This window comes from Priestia sp. 40, from assembly GCF_049368575.1.
GTDB lineage: Bacteria > Bacillota > Bacilli > Bacillales > Bacillaceae_H > Priestia > Priestia zanthoxyli.
In genome coordinates, this window is record NZ_JBMPZA010000005.1 from 1,491,631 (window position 1) to 1,511,193 (window position 19,563).

General features: G+C 38.7%; 18 protein-coding genes. 3 read left to right on the forward strand and 15 right to left on the reverse strand.

The window, feature by feature from the left end; genetic code table 11:
* Window positions 1-29: 29 nt before the first annotated feature.
* From murC to ACO1DI_RS08820, 8 genes are all read right to left on the reverse strand, one after another.
* The gene (gene murC / locus ACO1DI_RS08785) at window positions 30-1,331 is read right to left on the reverse strand and encodes a UDP-N-acetylmuramate--L-alanine ligase (protein ID WP_013059499.1); all 1,302 of its coding nucleotides are present in this window, start codon (window positions 1,329-1,331) and stop codon (window positions 30-32) included.
* A 185-nt stretch (window positions 1,332-1,516) separates the two neighbouring features.
* Window positions 1,517-2,170 (reverse strand): nicotinate phosphoribosyltransferase, encoded by a 654-nt coding sequence (locus tag ACO1DI_RS08790; protein WP_182420497.1) that lies wholly within the window; start codon window positions 2,168-2,170, stop codon window positions 1,517-1,519.
* Between the two features lie 339 nt (window positions 2,171-2,509).
* Window positions 2,510-5,614: a DNA translocase FtsK gene (locus tag ACO1DI_RS08795; RefSeq protein WP_182420498.1), complete on the reverse strand. Its 3,105-nt coding sequence runs from the start codon at window positions 5,612-5,614 to the stop codon at window positions 2,510-2,512.
* A gap of 429 nt (window positions 5,615-6,043) precedes the next feature.
* Window positions 6,044-6,649: a YtpR family tRNA-binding protein gene (gene ytpR / locus ACO1DI_RS08800; protein WP_013085234.1), complete on the reverse strand. Its 606-nt coding sequence runs from the start codon at window positions 6,647-6,649 to the stop codon at window positions 6,044-6,046.
* A 2-nt stretch (window positions 6,650-6,651) separates the two neighbouring features.
* Window positions 6,652-7,464, reverse strand: coding sequence for a DUF1444 domain-containing protein (locus ACO1DI_RS08805; protein WP_014457994.1), 813 nt, complete (start codon window positions 7,462-7,464; stop codon window positions 6,652-6,654).
* Window positions 7,465-7,536: 72 nt separating this feature from the next.
* Window positions 7,537-7,854 (reverse strand): thioredoxin family protein, encoded by a 318-nt coding sequence (locus ACO1DI_RS08810; RefSeq protein ID WP_013059504.1) that lies wholly within the window; start codon window positions 7,852-7,854, stop codon window positions 7,537-7,539.
* Between the two features lie 153 nt (window positions 7,855-8,007).
* A complete protein-coding gene (locus ACO1DI_RS08815; protein ID WP_014457993.1) occupies window positions 8,008-8,532 on the reverse strand; it encodes a DUF84 family protein in 525 nt (174 codons plus the stop codon).
* 58 nt (window positions 8,533-8,590) lie between these two features.
* Window positions 8,591-9,664 carry a M42 family metallopeptidase gene (locus ACO1DI_RS08820; protein ID WP_014457992.1) on the reverse strand — a complete coding sequence of 358 codons (1,074 nt, stop codon included), beginning with the start codon at window positions 9,662-9,664 and terminating at the stop codon, window positions 8,591-8,593.
* A gap of 152 nt (window positions 9,665-9,816) precedes the next feature.
* On the opposite strand from ACO1DI_RS08820, the gene ACO1DI_RS08825 reads away from it, so the two are divergent.
* Window positions 9,817-10,128 carry a PepSY domain-containing protein gene (locus tag ACO1DI_RS08825; RefSeq protein WP_014457991.1) on the forward strand — a complete coding sequence of 104 codons (312 nt, stop codon included), beginning with the start codon at window positions 9,817-9,819 and terminating at the stop codon, window positions 10,126-10,128.
* Here the strand turns inward: ACO1DI_RS08825 and ACO1DI_RS08830 are convergent.
* Together ACO1DI_RS08830 and trmB are read right to left on the reverse strand one after the other, a co-directional pair.
* Complete coding sequence (locus ACO1DI_RS08830; protein ID WP_014457990.1) at window positions 10,097-10,954, reverse strand: YtnP family quorum-quenching lactonase; 858 nt, start codon at window positions 10,952-10,954, stop codon at window positions 10,097-10,099. The two genes, ACO1DI_RS08825 and ACO1DI_RS08830, sit on opposite strands and share 32 nt — an antisense overlap.
* A 75-nt stretch (window positions 10,955-11,029) precedes the next feature.
* Window positions 11,030-11,680, reverse strand: coding sequence for a tRNA (guanosine(46)-N7)-methyltransferase TrmB (trmB, locus tag ACO1DI_RS08835; protein WP_014457989.1), 651 nt, complete (start codon window positions 11,678-11,680; stop codon window positions 11,030-11,032).
* Between the two features lie 127 nt (window positions 11,681-11,807).
* On the opposite strand from trmB, the gene ACO1DI_RS08840 reads away from it, so the two are divergent.
* Window positions 11,808-12,086: a YtzH-like family protein gene (locus ACO1DI_RS08840; RefSeq protein ID WP_013059510.1), complete on the forward strand. Its 279-nt coding sequence runs from the start codon at window positions 11,808-11,810 to the stop codon at window positions 12,084-12,086.
* Window positions 12,087-12,092: 6 nt separating this feature from the next.
* Here ACO1DI_RS08840 and ACO1DI_RS08845 read toward each other — a convergent pair whose 3' ends face one another.
* The 4 genes from ACO1DI_RS08845 to thpR form a co-directional block, all read right to left on the reverse strand.
* On the reverse strand, window positions 12,093-12,887 hold the full coding sequence (locus ACO1DI_RS08845; protein ID WP_042991849.1) for a phosphotransferase family protein: 795 nt from the start codon (window positions 12,885-12,887) through the stop codon (window positions 12,093-12,095).
* A 191-nt stretch (window positions 12,888-13,078) separates the two neighbouring features.
* A complete protein-coding gene (gene pulA / locus ACO1DI_RS08850; protein WP_014457987.1) occupies window positions 13,079-15,220 on the reverse strand; it encodes a type I pullulanase in 2,142 nt (713 codons plus the stop codon).
* A 92-nt stretch (window positions 15,221-15,312) separates the two neighbouring features.
* The gene (locus ACO1DI_RS08855) at window positions 15,313-16,239 is read right to left on the reverse strand and encodes a hypothetical protein (RefSeq protein WP_014457986.1); all 927 of its coding nucleotides are present in this window, start codon (window positions 16,237-16,239) and stop codon (window positions 15,313-15,315) included.
* A gap of 137 nt (window positions 16,240-16,376) precedes the next feature.
* Window positions 16,377-16,931 (reverse strand): RNA 2',3'-cyclic phosphodiesterase, encoded by a 555-nt coding sequence (gene thpR / locus ACO1DI_RS08860; protein ID WP_014457985.1) that lies wholly within the window; start codon window positions 16,929-16,931, stop codon window positions 16,377-16,379.
* Between the two features lie 189 nt (window positions 16,932-17,120).
* Between thpR and cysK the strand changes: the two genes are divergently transcribed.
* Window positions 17,121-18,053: a cysteine synthase A gene (cysK, locus tag ACO1DI_RS08865; protein ID WP_014457984.1), complete on the forward strand. Its 933-nt coding sequence runs from the start codon at window positions 17,121-17,123 to the stop codon at window positions 18,051-18,053.
* A 30-nt stretch (window positions 18,054-18,083) separates the two neighbouring features.
* Here cysK and pepV read toward each other — a convergent pair whose 3' ends face one another.
* Window positions 18,084-19,487, reverse strand: a complete 1,404-nt coding sequence (gene pepV / locus ACO1DI_RS08870) for a dipeptidase PepV (RefSeq protein WP_014457983.1) — start codon at window positions 19,485-19,487, stop codon at window positions 18,084-18,086.
* Between the last annotated feature and the right edge of the window lie 76 nt (window positions 19,488-19,563).

The following is a 19,563-nucleotide window of genomic DNA, read 5'->3' on the forward strand; positions in this document are numbered from 1 at the left end:
AAAAAGGCACTCAGGAGAGTGCCTTTTTTTTATGATACGGTTTGCTGATATAGTTTTTCAAACTTTTGAATGTCTCCAGCACCCATAAATACTAATACAGCTTCATTATGGTCTTTTAACGATTCAATTGTTTCTTCATTAATTAATTCAGCTCCGCTGATTTTGCTTCGTAGATCTTCAATTGATAATTTACCTTGATGCTCACGAGCTGATCCAAAAATGTCACATAGATATACTTTATCAGCGTGCTGTAGGCTTGCTGCAAAGTCCTCTAAGAACGTTTGTGTACGCGTAAAAGTATGCGGTTGGAAAACAGCCACAACTTCACGGTTTGGATACTTTTGACGAGCAGCTGAAATCGTTGCATTAATTTCCGTTGGATGGTGTGCATAATCATCGATTAGCACTTGTTTGCCAACGTTCTTTTCACTGAAACGACGCTTTACACCTTGATATGTTTTAAAACGCTCTTGCAGCACAGCAACGTCAATTTCTTCATAATGACAAAGTGCAATAACAGAAAGTGCATTTAAGATGTTATGGTCGCCATACCCTGGAATTTCAAATGATGCGTGGAATGTATTACGAACGAACACATCAAATGTTGTCCCTGTTGTGCTTTTTACGATATTACGTGCTTGGAAATCATTTTCTTCGCCTAATCCGTAATAAAGAACAGGTACCTTCGCTTGAATTTGCTGCAGATGTTCATCGTCACCACAGGCAATAATTCCTTTTTTGACTTGAAGTGCCATCTCTTGAAACGCGCTGAATACATCATCGATATTGGCAAAATAATCAGGGTGATCAAAATCAATATTCGTCATAATTGCATAGTCTGGCGTATAAGATAAGAAGTGGCGGCGATACTCACATGCCTCAAACGCAAAATACTTGCTGTCTTTTACACCTTTACCCGTACCGTCTCCAATTAAATATGAAGTAGGTTCAGCTCCTTGAATCACATGCGCTAACATACCCGTTGTGGATGTTTTTCCGTGTGCTCCTGTTACGGCTACACTCGTATACTGTTTCATAAAGTCACCTAAGAAACGGTGATAGCGTACAAGCTTGACTCCTTCTTTTGAAGCTGCTTCTGCAATTTCTTCATGCGTATCAGGAAAAGCATTTCCTGCAATTACAGTCATGCCGTCTTTAATATTATTTTTATCAAATGGTAAAACAGGAATTCCCTGCTGCTCTAGTGCTTTTTGCGTAAAAATTTCTTTTTCAATATCCGATCCTTGAACTTGAAAGCCCATATCGTTTAGGATTTGCGCAAGCGCACTCATTCCTGTTCCTTTAATACCTACAAAATGGTAAACTGTCATATAAAGAACCTCCAACATTCGTCTATCTGTAAGACAGTATATGACGGTTATCTAGAATTGCTCTTACAAACGTATATAAATGTCGTTTGATTGCTGATTTCACGATAACATTCGTACATTATATCACTTCTTATAACATAACTCCATGACTCCATTTCTACTCTCTTCCCTTGCGAAACGGCCTTTTATTTTGGCTTCATCACATAGTATATAGCCTGCTGTTTTAAAAACGAGCGCCATGTCATTGCATTTTTTTTGTCATTATATTGCGTTACTAACTGTTCAATGCGTTGTTTATGTCCTAAAAAGAAAGAGTCAATTAACACGTCATATCCGATTGATTTTATTTTTCGAATCCAAATTACTTGTTGTTCCTCTAAATTTGCAAATCTTCCTCTTACATCTTTGATGATAACCTGCTCATTTGTCAATGGGGTATATCCTTTTAAGAAAAACGAATTAGGTACTTTAGACACAATAATTGGCTCTAGTACACTCGTCAAAAAAAAGGCTCCTTGAATCAAAAACGACTCTGTTTTCTGCTTCGCCTGATCAGCTAAAAAAAGCTGCAGCAAGGTTTTCCCCTGAATGGTTACATATTCAAATGCAAACCACTGAAAAAATAATTGTTCATGGGAATCAGACAGAGGCGCCTCATGAGGCAAGTTTACTAACTCTTTAAATAAATGTGAAGCCCGCACTTTTTCTCGTATATTCGTATAGCGGTTCACAAAAAAGAAATAGTGATTGTAAAAGTCGCAAATAGCATTATCAGACTGAAGCTGCTTTTGTTCACGAATTTCATTAAAGTTAATCAGTTCATGATTTTCTTCTGTCATTACTCTTCACTCGTACTCTAATTATTTTGGTTTGTCCTCTTTAAACGCCTTCAGCTCATATGTTTCTGCTGGTGAGAAATGATAGCAAACTATCACATGCTAAAAAAGCAACACACACATTATCCTTACATATAGTAAATCATTTTACTAGTTCTGACAAACCTTTTCCTTTTTTTCTTGATGGATTTCTTCCAAAATCTCTACTCAAATTCTGTATAAACGAACTTAAAGCAGGAAAAAAAGAGGCGACGGATACAGTGACAGAGCCTTAGCTCACACAATGCTGTATCCTGCTGATTTTGCATAGCCTCTTTTTTAACCTACATGTAAAAAAACAGCTTAAAATGTAGAAGTGGCTGTTTGACTTTCCATTTCCTGAAGCTCGTTTTCGGTAATGAGCACATCTCTCGGCTTGCTTCCTCTTGCTTCTGAAATAATTCCTTGCTGCTCCATCATATCAATTAGGCGCGCTGCGCGATTGTAGCCCATTCGGAAGCGTCTTTGCAGACTGGAAGTAGATGCACCGCCTTGATCTAGCACAAACTCGCATGCTTCATAGAAAAGCTCATCTTCTTCATTTGAAGCAAAGCTTTGCTGCTTTTTCAACAAATCTTCTTGATCAAATAAGTATGTTGGCTTCATTTGTTTTTTGACATGATCTACAACGCGGTCAATTTCTTCATCTGAAACAAAGTTCCCTTGAATTCGAACGCTTTTAGAAGAGCCGTTTTCAAGAAGCAGCATATCACCTTTACCTAGTAGCTTCTCTGCTCCCCCTGTGTCGATAATTGTACGTGAATCAACTTGCGAAGAAACCGAAAATGCAATACGCGTTGGCACATTCGCTTTAATTAAGCCTGTAATCACATCTACGGAAGGACGCTGCGTTGCAAGCAATAAGTGAATGCCACACGCTCTTGCCTTTTGTGCAATACGGCAAATAGCTTCCTCTACTTCCCCAGGAGATACCATCATTAAGTCGGCAAGCTCATCAATAATAATAACTAGATATGGCAGCTCCCCGCTTTTTTCATTATGTTCTTTTACACGTTCGTTGTATTTTGTAATGTCACGTACGCCCGCATGTGCAAACAATTCATAACGGCGCTCCATTTCCTCTACTGCCCATTTTAAAGCTGTAGTAGCTGCTTTAGCATCCGTGATAACCGGGCTGACTAAATGCGGAATACCGTTGTAAGGAGCTAGCTCAACCATTTTAGGGTCAATTAACATAAGCTTGACTTCGTGTGGCGCAGCTTTATAAAGCAAGCTAACGATAATAGTATTAATACACACGCTTTTACCAGACCCGGTCGCTCCGGCAATCAAACCGTGAGGCATTTTATTCAAGTCAGTCACAACCGGCGTTCCTGAAATATCTAACCCTAACGCCACCGTTAAAGGAGAGTTATCTTTTCTAAAAGAAGGATGCCTCAAAATTTCACGAATTAACACCGGCTTACTTTGACGATTTGGCACTTCAATTCCAATCGTATTTTTCCCTGGAATTGGCGCTTCAATTCGGATATCCCGCGCGGCTAGGCTCAGTTTAATATCATCTGTTAAATTCGTAATTTTGTTCACTTTCACACCGGGTTCAGGATGTACTTCAAATCTGGTCACGGTAGGACCTTGCGTGACGTTTACGACCTTAGCTCGAACGTTAAAGTTTTTTAATGTCATATCCAAAAGCTCACGCTGCTCATCCGCCCATTGATTATCTTCTTCAATAGCAGCTGGAGGAATGTTAAGCAAGTTCATTCCAGGAAATGTATAAGGAGAAGAAGCCTTTACATTTACAGGTTCTTCAGCTTTTAACGAAGCCTGTGGAACCGCTTCTTTGGTTTTTTCACCGTGAACTTCTTCTTGCCTACTTACTTCCGTTTTTTTTTGCAGAGATTGTGGCTCCTGCTTTTGGTGGGAAGTCTGTGACGGCTGACTTTTTTCACGAGAGCCGTTCTCCATCTTCGTGCGGTCTTTTTTCAGCATCATCACGTTAAAAGGCACTAATCGCTTACCGCGAGCTCGTTCAGCATTTCCTGGCTGTTCTGCAGGTACAAGAGGTTCTACAGCTGACTCTTGCTGTACTTGTTCTTGTAACTCTTGACTTTCCTGCTTACTGCTCTCTTCCTCTTTTATGACTGAATTTTCAAGCTCTTGGTGAACAACAGCCGAGGCTGCTTCTGGTTGCCATTCATCAGCTGCGGGTTGTGATGAATTTAAACTTTCAGAATTCACCTCATGTTCTGCTTCCATATGAACCCTGTGTGTTGGCTCTTCTAGAATGACGTCACTTTCTTTCTCAGCAGCTGGAGCTTCTTCTTTCTTTCTAGGCTTTAATGCTTCTACTTCTTCTGTTGCTTGTAAAAGCGCTTCGCCTTCGCCTCTCAACGTTTCTACTTCCATCTCTTCAGCTTCACTGCTCAGCTCTGGTTGGAGAGAAACTGATGATTCAAACGAGCGAATTTCCTCTGAAATTGGAGCTTCATTAGCTGCTTTCGATTCTTCCGCTAAGTCCCAGTCAATATTTTTTCCTTGTCCCACTAACGGTTCGACCGCGTGTGATTCTTCAAAAGCTGGAACCTCTTCCTGTTCTTTTACAGCTACTGAAAAACTTGTCTTTTCTTCAGAAAATGATAGCTTCTCTTTTTGATTTTCCTCATATTGCTTCCACTGAGCAAAACGCTGAGAAGACAGTTGCATCATTTCTTCTGTTTCTTGAATCGGTGCTTCTTCGGCTATAGGCTTAGAAACTGGTTTTCTTAACGGCTCTACAACAGCTGTATTCATCGCTCGTCGGTAAATTTCATCTTCAAACGCTGCTTTTGATAACTGTGTACTCGGAAGCTCATATTCTACTACTTCTTCACTTCCGTTTTGTACAACATTAGAAGGCCGCTTATTAAACCCATAGACAGGTGAAGGAATTTCAGTCGGACGAAACGGACGTTTTCTTACTTGCGGAACCGCTTCTTTCTTTTCAGATACCGTTTTTAACGGCTGAGATACTGACTTAGGCTGCGTTAGCGCCGACTTGCGAACAGGCTCTTGATAAAACGGAGCCGGTGCCTTTTTTGCTACAGGCCTTGGTTCATTTTTAGGAGCTGCTGCCTTTTTTACTTCTCTCGTATCATCAATTAAAGGGAAACGAAACGTTCCTTTTGGGTATTGATAAGCTACTTTTGTATGAACATCTTGCTGCTCTTCACTGTAATTCCGCTTTTGCGTTCTGGCCGAGTGTGGAACAGAAGGTTTTGGCGCTGCTTTCATCACTGGCTTTTGATGAACTGACTGCATTTGTTTAGGCTTAGGAGCCTTCTTTTTAGGAATTGTTTTTTCTCTATTTAAAGGGTATTCTTCCGTTGTATTTCCATGTTCGTCTACAACGATTTCTTTCACTTCGTATCCTAGTAAATAATCCATTACTTTTCGTACAAAACCCATTTTTATCACTCTTTCTATCAGACTATCTTACTTCGTTTAGCCTCTTATATCGCAGTGCTGCGACATCTACAAAAAGCTATCCATGCATCCTTTATTTACCTTTGGCCTCAAAGTATTCTCTGAGATGGATATATATACTATCTTTTCATTTATCATTCTATCACGTATGCTTGAACTCTTACTATAAAATCTACTATTTTGCTTCCCTTATTTATACAGTAAAATTCCTCTTTGCAAAAATATTTTTTCGCGTCTAGTTAGCACTCATAATTAAACGCGAAAAAAGCCACTAGTATATACTAGTGGCTTTTAATTTTATCAAACCTTTTTAAGAATTGACAATTGCTTTTCAGCAACTGTAACGCTTTGAAATATACGTGTAAAAAAACATCATGCTTTTGCCCTATAAATTAGTATGGCACTCTGCTTTTATGCTTGAAAAGGTTGACCTACTTCATATTTGTCTTCAAGTACTAAAATCCCTTTTTCTTGAGGAGCGTTCGGAAGCGCCAGCTCTTTAGCAGAGCAAATCATACCTGAAGAAGGTACACCGCGCAGCTCTGCATCTTTAATGATCATACCGCTTGGCATAACCGCTCCTACTTTTGCTACCACGACTTTTTGACCTGCGTCTACATTTGGTGCTCCGCATACAATTTGAAGTGTTTCTGTGCCAACGTCTACTTTACAGATGTTCAGCTTATCTGCATTTGGATGCTTTTCTTTTTCTTGAACATATCCCACTACAAATTTAGGAGATAAATCCACTTCAAGTTTACCTTCAAAACCGCTTTCGCTAAGTACACGATTTACTTCTTCCACCATTTCTTCTGTTAATTCAAGAGAACCATTTCCCTCTACTTTTAACTTAGAAGAAGCATGAAAGATGTTATAGCCAGCTGTTGTATTTGATTTTTGATCAAAGATACGCACAACGTCGCCTTTTGTTTCAAACGTGCGATTTTCAATTGCGATATCTTCTAGCTTGACGATTAACGTATCACCGATACCTTCTTTATTATAAAAAAGATTCATAATTAATCCCGTCCTTTACTGCGATTTTTTCCTAGAATAAAAATAGGTTCTAGCTCACCGTTTTCGTATAAAAATGAAAGAGCTGTGATGGGTACACGTCCACTTGCAAAAAAGCTCATGGTCATTTGCGCAAGAATATCATAACCCGTTTCGTTTTGGATATCAGCTAGAATCAGCACATCTTGATGCGGTACTGCTACAGCCATTGTGCCCGAAACACTAGAAGCAAAATCTTGCAAAAATGCCTCGTTAAGAATTCGGCTTGCATCGTATCCATCGTTTTGATTTACAAAATAAAAGTCATTGCCTGCTACCGTATCTTTTTTATGTGAAATCGGCAAAGAGCGAAGATTAAATTTAGCCATTTCCCGCACTGCGGATAGATCTAAATTTTCCTTACGAATTAGTTTCTCATCTAATAGACGATATGTATTGCCTAAATCAAGCGCATAATAAATGCGCGTTTCAGCTGTATGTTCATCATAAATCAACGGCACGTCTTCATTCGATTTATCCGGAAAAGACGTTGAGCGAATAACTGGATAAATGCGCTTTTCTTTTCCCGTTACCTGCTGTTCATCGTTCATAACACGAAGAGCTTCTTTTATATAATATACCATTTCATCTAGAGCCGCTTCCTTTTTTTCTTCCCATTTTGCAATTAGCCCAGGTAAAGAAATAGTTACACCTTTTTTCGTTTCCTGATGTTCAACGCGCAGCGTATCTTTTTCACGATCAAATAAAAATGACCAATCCGCACCCGTTAATCGCTCTTCTAGTAGTTTTCTCATCTTTTGACTATTCATTTTCGCCATATTTACGCCTCCTTTTCTCATTTTTATGTATGAAGACTGATAGCTGTAGATCGCTATCAGTCTTCACTTGATTTATGCATTTAAGCCGTTAATAAACTCTTCAATTTCTTCTTTTGTTTTACGGTCTTTGCTGACAAAACGCCCTGTTTCTTCTCCGTTGCTGTAACCAACAAAGCTTGGAATTCCAAAGATGCTTAATTCTGCACAAAGATCGATAAAGTCGTCGCGGTCGACATAGTGAAATGTATACTCGCTATGATTCGCCTCAATTTCTGGAAGCACAGGCTCGATTACTCGGCAATCTGGGCACCAGTCTGCTGAAAACATCATGATATGTTTTCCTTCTTTAATGATTTCTTTATATTGTTCAATTGTTTGCATTTTTTCCATTTTTCTTTCCTCCACTTTTTCTTTTACTTTCGTATTTAAACGGCTAAAGCCCTATACATTATTTAATCCTTCTACATCAAAACATAGTATATGAGTTGTTGCAACTATCATACACTGATGCTTTTCTATTATAAAGGGTTACAAAGAAATTTCCTATTGAACAGCTTGATTTTTCCTAAAATCAAGCTGTCCTTTTAGCATTAAAACAACCTGATAAAACATAGCGGTCCGATCTAAATTTCCATTGGTGAAAATACCGATTGCTCCTTCTTTTTTTCGAATATTCTTTTGGTTTGTATACACTTCCATAGCTTCGGCTAATTCTTTTTTATCATAACGAAGCATACCAGCTACCGCTTCAGGAAGCAGAATACGAGCCCCTCCACCTAAAATCGGTTCAAGGTCCTTAGAGGTAACAAGACTTCCCCAGTTGCAAAGGAACAAGCCATGAGGTGTTTCCTGCACCCCTCCTTCAAGCCCAATGCCAATATCAGCACCTGTCTTTTTGATAGCAGCACGCGCGCGGTTAATCGCTCCTTGGATGGTTTCTTCATCAGAAAAAGGCTGTGGCGACACCCCGGACTCCACGGCTACCTCTACATATGTAAAAGTATCTCCAAATACTTTTTTTACTGCATTTACTTTTGTTGGATTTTTCGTTCCGATTGCAATTTTCATTTTTTTCTCCTGTCATTACTAAACAAAGCAACCGCAAAAGCAGCTGCTTTGTTATTTTTTATCCGTTTTGCTTAATCGTATCGAGCGTTGTTTGGTCTGTAGAACGTACAAGTTTGACTAGTAATTCTTTTGCGGCTGCATAGTCATCTACATGAATCATAGACGCATGAGTATGAATATAACGTGAACATACGCCGATTACCGCAGAAGGAACTCCATTATTAGAAGTATGAACGCGCCCTGCATCCGTACCTCCTGGAGAAACGAAGTATTGATAAGGGATGCTGTTTGTCTCAGCTGTATCTAAAATAAATTCTCTCATTCCCCTATGTGTGACCATCGTACGGTCAAAGATACGAAGTAATACGCCTTTTCCTAATTGTCCAAATGCATTTTTATCGCCTGATGTATCGTTAGCAGGACTAGCATCTAGTGCATAAAACACATCCGGTTTAATCATATTTGCAGCTGATTGAGCACCGCGAAGCCCTACTTCTTCTTGAACAGTAGCTCCGGAATATAAAATATTTGGCAATTTTTCATTTTTTACTTCTTTTAATAATTCAATCGCAAGTCCGCACCCATAGCGATTATCCCATGCTTTCGCCAGTATTTTTTTTTCATTTGCCATTGGGGTAAACGGACAAATCGGTACAATTTGATCGCCAGGACGAATGCCCATTTCTGCTACTTCCAGCTTGCTATCTGCGCCCACATCAATCATCATATTTTTAATGGCCATTGGCTTGTTGCGCTGTGATTCGTCTAATAAATGGGGAGGGATGGAAGCAATTACGCCGGTGATAGGACCTTTTTTTGTAACAACATGGACGCGTTGAGCTAGCAGTACTTGACTCCACCATCCTCCTAGAGTTTGAAAACGAAGCATTCCTTTATCTGTTACAGACGTAACCATAAATCCTACTTCGTCCATATGTCCTGCCACCATTACTTTAGGACCTTTTTCTTCATTATAGCGAACGCCGAATAAACTTCCTAACCCATCCTGAATGACTTCATCTACAAGGGGTTCAATTTGCGAGCGCATAAATGAACGTACTTGATGTTCGTTTCCAGCGGCACCTGGTAACTCCGTTAATGTTTTAAATAAAGATAGCGTTTCATTGTTCATATATACTCTCCTTTATGTATCATTTTCTTTATTGTATCGAAAACCGGAAATAGTTGCTAGTTCCGTCCTTCTCTTCTATGACTCAACTTAACAAAGCATTCGACAATTTGATATAATGATGAAAACATATCCTTAAAAAGCAGGTGAATAACGTGAAATGGACTCAACTAATAGCAGGAGCTGCAGTCGGGTTTGCAAGCGCTTATATTATTCAAAAAAGAAAGTCGTCAATTTCCTCATCGGAAGCCCTTACGATTGTTAAAAGCGCTTTTAAACAAAATGGGGCAATCGACGGCTCATGGATTGAAACAACGACTAAAGTCATTCAAAAACATGGTCTCTCTTTTTATGGTTATACAGGTGGAATTATCAGAACACGTGATGCGAAACAGGAACATTACGAGTTTTTCATTGATAAAAAAAGCGGTGCTATTATTGAATTGACGCTGAATGCATCCGTTTAATTTCGTCAACTATTTCTCCTTTATTATCCCATTTTACAGCTCGATAAAAAGCATCATGATAAAAACTTAGCCAAGCTTGATGCTCATAGGCATAAGCTAGCCACTGCTGCTTTTGTTCAATCGAAGTCATTGGATAATCATCATATGCCATTACCCATAAGACATTTTGATGTGCATGTGTCGGCAAAAGATCGCCCATGTGCACTAAGATGTCATTGTTTCCTTTTAATACAACTACAGCATGACCATCGCTGTGACCGCCGGTATGATGAACCGTTACTCCAGGCACAATTTCATCTTTGTCGCTAAATGTTATTACTTGATGCTGAATAAATTCCCAATTTTGTTTCCAATACGTATTTTTTGAACGTATATTAGGATTTCTCATTTCATTCCACTCGATTTCACTAACAAAAATTCTTGCATTTGGAAAAGCAGAGGAAAAATGTCCGTTGCTACATTTTGTTAAGCCTGACACATGATCAAAGTGAAGATGCGTCATGATGACGTGAGTAATATCTTCGCATGTGAACCCTAACTTTTGTAAATCTTCAGGAATAAATGATTCTTCTGTTACACCAAAATGACGCTTTTTTTTCTCATCCAACATACCATTCCCTATGCCTGCATCAATTAACATGAGGTGTTTTTCAGTTTGAACCAGCAAAGGATCAGTCCTCATTGGAATTCGATTTCCCTCTGAGGTAGGATACTTTTTTGTCCAAAGCTCTTTTGGAACAACACCAAACATTGCTCCTCCGTCTAAATGGTTATTCCCTCCACGAAGCCATGTCACTTTTAATTCGCCTATTGTTAACGTTTCCATTTTACACCTCCATTATATTCCTTTTTATTTTATCACTATCTCCTTCTCTTTTTGAACAAAAAAAGACTGAGGAACTCAGTCTTTTTCGTTCAGGTATTTTACTTCACAGCGGTAAATGCGGCTGCCTTTTTGTGAAAATTTCTCTTCATATTCCGTCATAACATTGCCTTCAAAATCGCTTTTATGCAAATCTAAGCTCACGTATTTAAGAAGAAGCCCATATTCTGAAAAGCTTGTCAATGAATATTCAAATAGCCCTTGATTATCCGTTTTAAAGTGAATTTCTCCACCATCAACCAGCAGGTTTTCATACATGCTCAAGAACGTTTTGTATGTTAAACGGCGCTTGGCATGTCTCTTTTTCGGCCATGGATCAGAAAAATTGAGATAAACGCGATCCACGTCATTTTTTGCAAAAAACTCGCTAAGATGGTTAGCATCTACATTCAACAGCTTTAAATTTGGAAGCTCTTCTTCAATCAATCGTTCTAGAGCACTTAAGATGACACTTTCATACATTTCAATTCCAATATAGTTGATATGCGGATTTTGTTTAGCCATCCCTACTAAAAATTGGCCTTTTCCTGTTCCTACTTCAATATGAAGAGGATTTTCGTTTCCAAAAACCTCTTTCCAGTTCCCTTTATACTCTGCTGGGTTTGGAACCACGTATTGGGGATTTTCAGCTATTTTATCTTTTGCCCAAGGTTTGTTTCGTAATCTCATGTTGCACCTCTTTAAAGTATTTTGACGCATTGAAAATGTCGGTTATTCGAAACAACCGACATTCACATGCATAATTGTGTTTAGATAGAAAAAAATAAGAGCATCATACGAGAAAGGATGATGCTTAATGCCTTTAAATGCCGAACACCAAATGAATATATTAAAAGATATTTTATCTAATCATCAAAGTGATTGCTGCGGAACGGTTGCGGAATGTGAACAGGTTGAACGTTTAATTCAATCAATGTTAGCTAAAGGATATGCTAGCACGGACGTACAAGCAACACTACAAAACGTGTATAAATACACGCAAGATGCAAAAAGTGCTGCTCATTTAGACGAACATATTCAAACCAATCAACAAAATTTATCACAATGGGTCCAAGAACTATCTACCTTGTCATAATCTTTGCTACTGTGCTTGAATGTCGTTGAAGAGCAACATCCGAAGATATTCAAGCCAGTAATTCATTTCAGAATGTTCATTTTTCGAACGATGCCATTCAATGAATAAAATGGTTTGACTTATCACATACCACTTCATTCTCTTTTTCAAGTTCTCGGTTAGTTCAACCCCATAGTGCTCAAGCCATTCTTCCCACTGAGATGGATTGATGTACCAATAAAGCAATAAACCTAAATCAATAGCAGGATCTGCAATCATCGCTCCGTCCCAGTCGATTAAATATAGCTGCGTATTCTCTCCAAGCATCCAGTTATTGTGGTTCACATCACAGTGACACACAACATATTTATCTGTCTGAACGGACGGAAGCTCTGCTTGTAAATAACTGATTCCCTGCTCTACAATACTCTCTTTTTGAAGTCGCTCGTCCACATTCTCTACAATATCGGCTAGCACGTCTTCGGGAAGAAGCGGTGTTTTCCCCAACCTTTTCAACATATCTAATAACTCGTTTGAATGATGAATTTTACTAAGCAATTCTGTCACTCGACTCGAATTCATATCTTTTGGTTTTAATTCTCGACCATCTAGCCAGTGCTGAGCTGTGATCACATCTCCATTTTCCATTCGTCTTGTCCACACGAGCTTCGGTACAATTCCTTCAGCTGACAATACTGCTAAAAAAGGTGATGAATTACGCTTTAAAAAAAGCTTTCGGTCTTGAAATTTTGCAAAATAAGCTTCTCCTGTCGCTCCGCCAGCAGGAGTAATTTCCCATTCGCTTCCTAATATATCTTCCAACCAATTCACCTTCAATTTCAACACACACATTTCGTTTAAAAATTTCACTCAATAAAGCAATCTATTAAGACATCATGACGTTATTTTCTTAGTAAATAAAAAAGACGGCTATTGAGGATATGTATCAATAGCCATCCTTTATAAATATTATCTCCATCATACTTTTTTCGTCAAGTGGTTGAAGACAATAATTACGTTTGAAATAAAATAAGAACGCTAAGCTTTGAAACGTTTATAGCATTATCCTCTATAGTAGGATACCCATTTTTATATACTTTACAATGATCAAGCGCTATTTTCCATGGTCCTTCTGGCAAAACTACTTTTTCTTCCATTAGGCCTTGATTAAAAAACACGATAATATTCTTCCATGGACCGTAAGCTAATACGTTTGATAAGCAATAGCCAATAACCGATTGCGGCGTGTTTAGAAAAGAGACATGCTGCCTAATCGCTGAAGCATTCCCCAAGCGAAATGCACCGTGCTGTTTGCGAATACGAATCAGCTCTTGAACCCAATTCACATCAGGAGAAAATTTGATCCGTCGATTCCAATCAAGTGCGTTAATATCATCGGGTGAATTATAGCTGTTTTCTACGCCTTGTTTAGTGCGGTAAAACTCTTGACCACTATGAAGAAACGGTATGCCTTGCGAAAGAAGTACAATAGCAGTAGCAAGGCGGTGACGACTTCTACGAGTGTCTTCGTCTTCTTCTCCATTTGAATTCGCTAACTTATCCCACAGCGTATGATTATCATGTGATTCAACGTAATTAACTGATTGTGCTGGATTTATAAATAAAGCCCGACTGTCTTCTTTATCCAGAATGCTCCCCGCTATCACAGATTGCACTGCCTCTTTTTGATGAATATTTCCGCTGATAAAACCTTTTTCATACACATCAAACGTGCTTCCTTTTACAGAATCTCGAAAACGGTCATTAAAATAGCCGATTTGAGGCGTTTGGCGGGCATTCGCCATAATTGCTTTTTGATTGTAAGGAAGAGGAGTATTTAAATCCCAACCTTCGCCAAACACCAAAATAGTAGAATCAATTTCATTTATTTTTTCCCGAATGATGTTCATCGTTTCTATATCTAAAATCCCCATGAGGTCAAAGCGAAACCCATCAACTCCGTACTCTTTTATCCAAAACAATACCGAATCGATAATAAACTTTTGCGCCATTTTCTGTTCAGACGCAAAATCATTTCCTACTCCCGTCCCGTTCGAAGGCATCCCAAACTCATCGTGTCGAAAATAATAGCCCGGAACAATTTTTTCAAAAGGTGATTCCTCTCGTACAAATACGTGATTATAAACTACATCTATAATAACACGGAATCCCTGTTGATGAAGTGTTGATATTAATTGCTTTACTTCAGCGATACGAGTGGTAGGGTTCGAAGGGTCAGCAGAGTAGCTTCCTTCCGGCACATTAAACAACAATGGATTGTACCCCCAATTGTAAGAAGCATGAGGATTTAATTCATCCACTCCGCCAAAGTCGTTAATAGGAAGAAATTCAAGGTGGGTCACTCCTAGCTCTTTTAAATAATGAAGACCTGTTGTTTTGCCTGGCTGCCCGCTTGATTCAATAACAGCTAGGTACGTACCTTGTTTTTCTATTCCGCTTGAAGGATGAATAGAAAAGTCTCGAACGTGCATTTCGTAAATAATGGCATCCGTTGGCTGAAGGAAAGGCGGCTTTTCATGGAGATGAACATAGGCTTTATGAAGGTTTATCAGAACTCCGTATTCACTATTTGCTGTAGCTGCAACGGCATAAGGATCCACCGCTTCATTTGTCCGGCCGTTTACATCAATTAAAAATCGATAATAATACCCTTCTTTATCTAAGGGAAGTTCCTTTTGCCATACGCCTTTTCTTTGACGATCCATGACGTACAGCTCTTCTTCCCTGCTGTTCGCGTGTATTAATTTTAAAACTACTGCTGATGCAGTAGGAGCCCAGATTTTCACCGTAATATGATCTGAATAAAAGACCGCACCCAAATCTTTTTGATTATAATAAAATTTTTCATCAAACTCTTTAGTTCGTATAACAGCCCCTACCTGCAGCGGAACTTTCTCCCCGTAGTTATCACAGATAACGTACGAATGTCCAATTTCTACGATACCTTCAACCTTGCCTTCATATTTAATAAAACCTTCTAATTCATGTACGTTTTCAATAGAGATGGTCTCATGCATTTGTGTACTTGTAATCACAAAAGAATCAATTTGACCTTCATGATAAGAAGTTGGAACTAAAAGAGTAATACGATCTATTTGATCTAAATAAGCCTGAAACCTATTATCATCAGTCATCCTTTTCTCCTCCTTATGCCAATTATCTCTTTAGTAGCATTATATGTAGCAAACGCAAAAACGAAAGCACTTTCATAGCATCAGTGTTCGTATTATTCACCTGCTTCGAATTCCCGGTCAAAATAAATACTCTGGCTGTGTTCAAGCAAGACTTGAGCTGCTTTCATCTGATTAAACTTTAAAGGCGCTTTAGACTTCCGAAGTTCATAAAACCACTCTTCATACTTTCTAGCATCTACAAATTCAACCTGATAAGGCTCCGCAGCGTAATCAATGTATCCATTTCTACTCAGTAATATTTTCTTTACGTTACGTTCAATATCGTGAGTACGATAGATGCTCCGGACAATTTGCTCCGTTCGATTTAACCCAATTAAAGGATTTAATATCTTTTTTTGATCTCTTCCTCTTAACTCTTTCCAAAAATTCTCTTTTGAATACTGAAAAACAGCGCTTTTATATGTTTCTATTAAACAAATACAGAGGGTTTCCGTTGGAGTAACAATAATGATATCTCCTTCTACCGGAGCTTTATTAATCAGGAAAACAGGCTTGTACATCACGAGATACGTATCAGGAAAGCGCTGAATAAAATAACGGAGAGCTTCATCATGGTAATATTTACGATCTGCTTGTGAAAACTCAAATAAAGTGGATGTGGCCCATTTCATTTGAAAATCAAATACATTTTCTAAAAACAATATTTTCAAGTCTTCCGCTGTTTGTGGAAGAGTTGTAAACCTCAATAGCTCTTGATTTTCCGCGCTATCGCTAGAGAACGCTTCTTCCACTTCACACGTTTCTTTTTTTCTTGTAAACCGCTCTTTTGCTTTTTGCAAAAATGAACGTTGAGCTTTTGTTTCTTCTTGTACAGGCGGCTCATGTAATAGCCCTTCTTCAAATAATTGCTTTGCTTTCTTCCAATTATGCTTTTTTAAGTGATTAAACTGAGACGTGTAGTGATAAACGTCTTTTTCATAACGGGAAATATAATCTTGCACCTTAAGTAGCTGCGCCACGTTTACATCAATCCCCTAATTTTAAAATTCCTCTAAAACTTTGTTCACCGATGATTTCTCTATTATCATCGGCGTTTTCTTTCCTTTGATAAGAGTGATTTTTAAATAACCTCTCTCCATGCTTGTATGTTCATATGCTACTGTGACTGCAAGGAAAAAGATAGTATTTTTTTATATTTAGGCTTGCTAGCAGGATGAACTTCAAAAAGGGCAAACGAACTTACTTGAAACTGTTCTTCAATCGACGTTTGCTTTAACTGTTCTTCCAAAAGTCCGGCTTCCCCTCCCCACTTCTTTGCAATCGTAATATGAGGACGATAAGGACGTTTTTCGTATAAGCCGCTTAGATCTCCCCATAAGGCCTGTATATCCCTTTGCAGATTCATAAGCTTATCATTTGGCCTAAGGCTTACATAAAGCACTCTAGGCTTGTTATACGCACCGAACACATCGTACTGACCTGTCTGCAGTGAAAAACTTGAATGACGGGAAGCTACTTCTTTTAAGCGGGTAATCAGCTTTTCCTTTTTGTCACCTAAAAACCCTAAAAATTGTAGCGTTATATGATAATCGTCAGGGTATGTCCATTGTTTGAAAGGAAAAGGTATTAATTCCTTCGCCCAATTTTCTGCCTGATGTGCAATGGATACAGGCACGTTGATTCCAATAAAATAGTGTTTATCGCCTTTCATCAAGTCCCTCCTTTTCTTTTCATTATCTTTCCCCAATTTGTCATGTTCAAAAAGAGCTAGATTTATTTTAAAGGTTTTCTGGATAAAATAGAGAGGTTTTTCTGAAAATTTGTCGTGTGCTTAAAAAATAAGAATTTGTGTTATCATAGAAACAATACAGAGAATTTTTATAAGAAAAGGATGAGAAAAATGAAAGTTGTTAACAATATGGCTGATTTGATTGGCGAGACACCTCTTGTTAAGTTGAATCGTCTTCAACCTGCAGATGGAGCATCCGTTTACTTAAAACTAGAATTTTTTAATCCGAGCCGTAGTGTAAAAGACCGTGCTGCTTTTAATATGATCGTGGAAGCTGAAAAAGCAGGCTTGCTCAATGAAAATTCTACTATTATTGAACCAACGAGCGGAAATACAGGTATTGGCTTAGCTATGAATGCAGCGGCAAGAGGTTATCGTTCTATTTTAGTCATGCCAGATACCATGACTCAAGAACGAATTAACTTGTTAAAAGCGTATGGTGCTGAAGTTATTCTAACACCGGGTGATGAGAAAATGCCTGGAGCAATCCGCAAGGCAGAAGAGCTTACAAAAGAAATTCCAAATGCATTTATGCCCATGCAGTTTGAAAATAATGCAAACCCTGACGCTCATCGAAAAACGACTGCTAAGGAAATTATCGAGGCAATGAACGAGTTAGGCAAAGACCTATCTGCTTTTGTCGCTACTGCTGGAACAGGCGGAACGATTACAGGAACCGGTGAAGTCCTAAGAGAAAACTACCCAAATATGACCGTTCATGTTGTGGAACCAGCTGGGTCTCCTGTACTATCTGGAGGAAGACCTGGAAAGCACAAGCTTGTAGGAACAAGCCCTGGATTTATTCCTGATACGCTTAACGTAGATGTTTACGACGAAATTTTAAAAATTAAAGATGAACAAGCCTACGATATTACGCGACGCCTGGCTTCTGAAGAAGGAATTTTAGTCGGTCCTTCATCTGGCGCTGCGTGCTATGCTGCTATCGAGGTAGCCAAAAAATTATCTCCTGATCAAGTGGTCGTATGTATTGCTTGCGATACAGGTGAACGTTATTTATCAAGCGACCTATTCTCATTTGAATAATAAAAAAGCGAACGCAAAGGCGTTCGCTTTTTATTTAGCTAATTCGTAAATAGCTTGTGCATAGATAGCTGTTGCACGAAGTAAATCTTCAATTACCATGTACTCGTCTTTTTCGTGCGCTACTTCTTCACGGCCTGGGAAAAGAGGTCCAAATGCCACACCAGCTTCTAATGCTCTGGCATATGTTCCTCCTCCAATTGAAATAAGTGTAGGTTCTTCATTTGTTTGTTCTTGGTAAACTTTTTGAAGCGTTTGAATAAGCTCATGTTTTTGATCGACGTGATGTGGTTTAGAATCTGTAAAATGTTTGATGGTCATTTGATAAGATTCACTTTTTTCTTTAATCGTATCAATAATATCGTCAATATGAGCTGATACAGGATAGCGAATGTTTAAACCAAAGTGCCCCGCTTCTTCTTGATTGTAAGACATGATTCCAACATTTATCGTTAAATCACCCGTGACCTCATCTTTGCGATTTAAGCCCATTTTTTCTCCTAGTGAATCTTGGACTAAATACGCATTTGCATAACCTACAAACTGATTAGCTTGTTCATCAAGTTCTAATGTGTGTAAAAAGCGAAGAAGTGTAAGTCCAGCATTTTTCCCTTTATCAGGCACGCTGCCATGTGCTGAAACTCCTTCTAAAGTAAGTGTATACGCACCGCTCTTTTCGGTTATTGAACCTTTTAAAGACTGATCTTTTAAAAATTGATCATATTTATTTTTAATATCCGTTTCACTATGGAATTCAAGAACAGCTGTTGCAAGATCAGGAACCATATTGTAGCGTCGCCCAGAGACAAATGATGTAAGCTGGACACTTCCCTTTGTTCCTTCAATTGGCTGCTGGCGAATTTCTACATCTGTAATGCCTTTTTCAGCGTAAATTATAGGAAAATCTGCATCCGGCGCAAATCCCATAGTTGGCATCTCTTCATGGTTGAAGTAGTGATCCACACATCTCCAGTCACTTTCTTCATCCGTTCCAATAATCATTCGAACCCGCTTAGATAGAGGAAGCCCTAAATCTTTCACAATTTTCATCGCATAATAAGCAGCCATCGTCGGTCCTTTGTCGTCGATTGCTCCTCTAGCAAAAATTTTCCCGTCTTTTATTTCACCGCCGTATGGATCAACCGACCACCCGTCTCCTTCAGGAACAACGTCTACGTGACAAAGAATGCCAAGAAGGTCTTTCCCTTCTCCTGCTTCAATATGGCCTGCATATCCGTCTACGTTCTTGACGGAAAACCCGTCATTTTTTCCTTTATTTAAGAGAAAGTGAAGCGCCTGAGCAATTCCAGGTCCGAATGGCTCTTCTTGTTTTTCTGTGCTTGTCAAAACACTTTTAATTTGTAGAAAACGCTGCGTCTCAGCTAGAATCTCAGCTTCTCTTTTTTGAACTTCCTCTTTCCAATTAATTGCCGTCATCTGTTTGTCTCCTTTTCCTGCTTTTACAGATTGTATCTATCATTACTATTGGTAATTTTAACTTTATCATACCTTT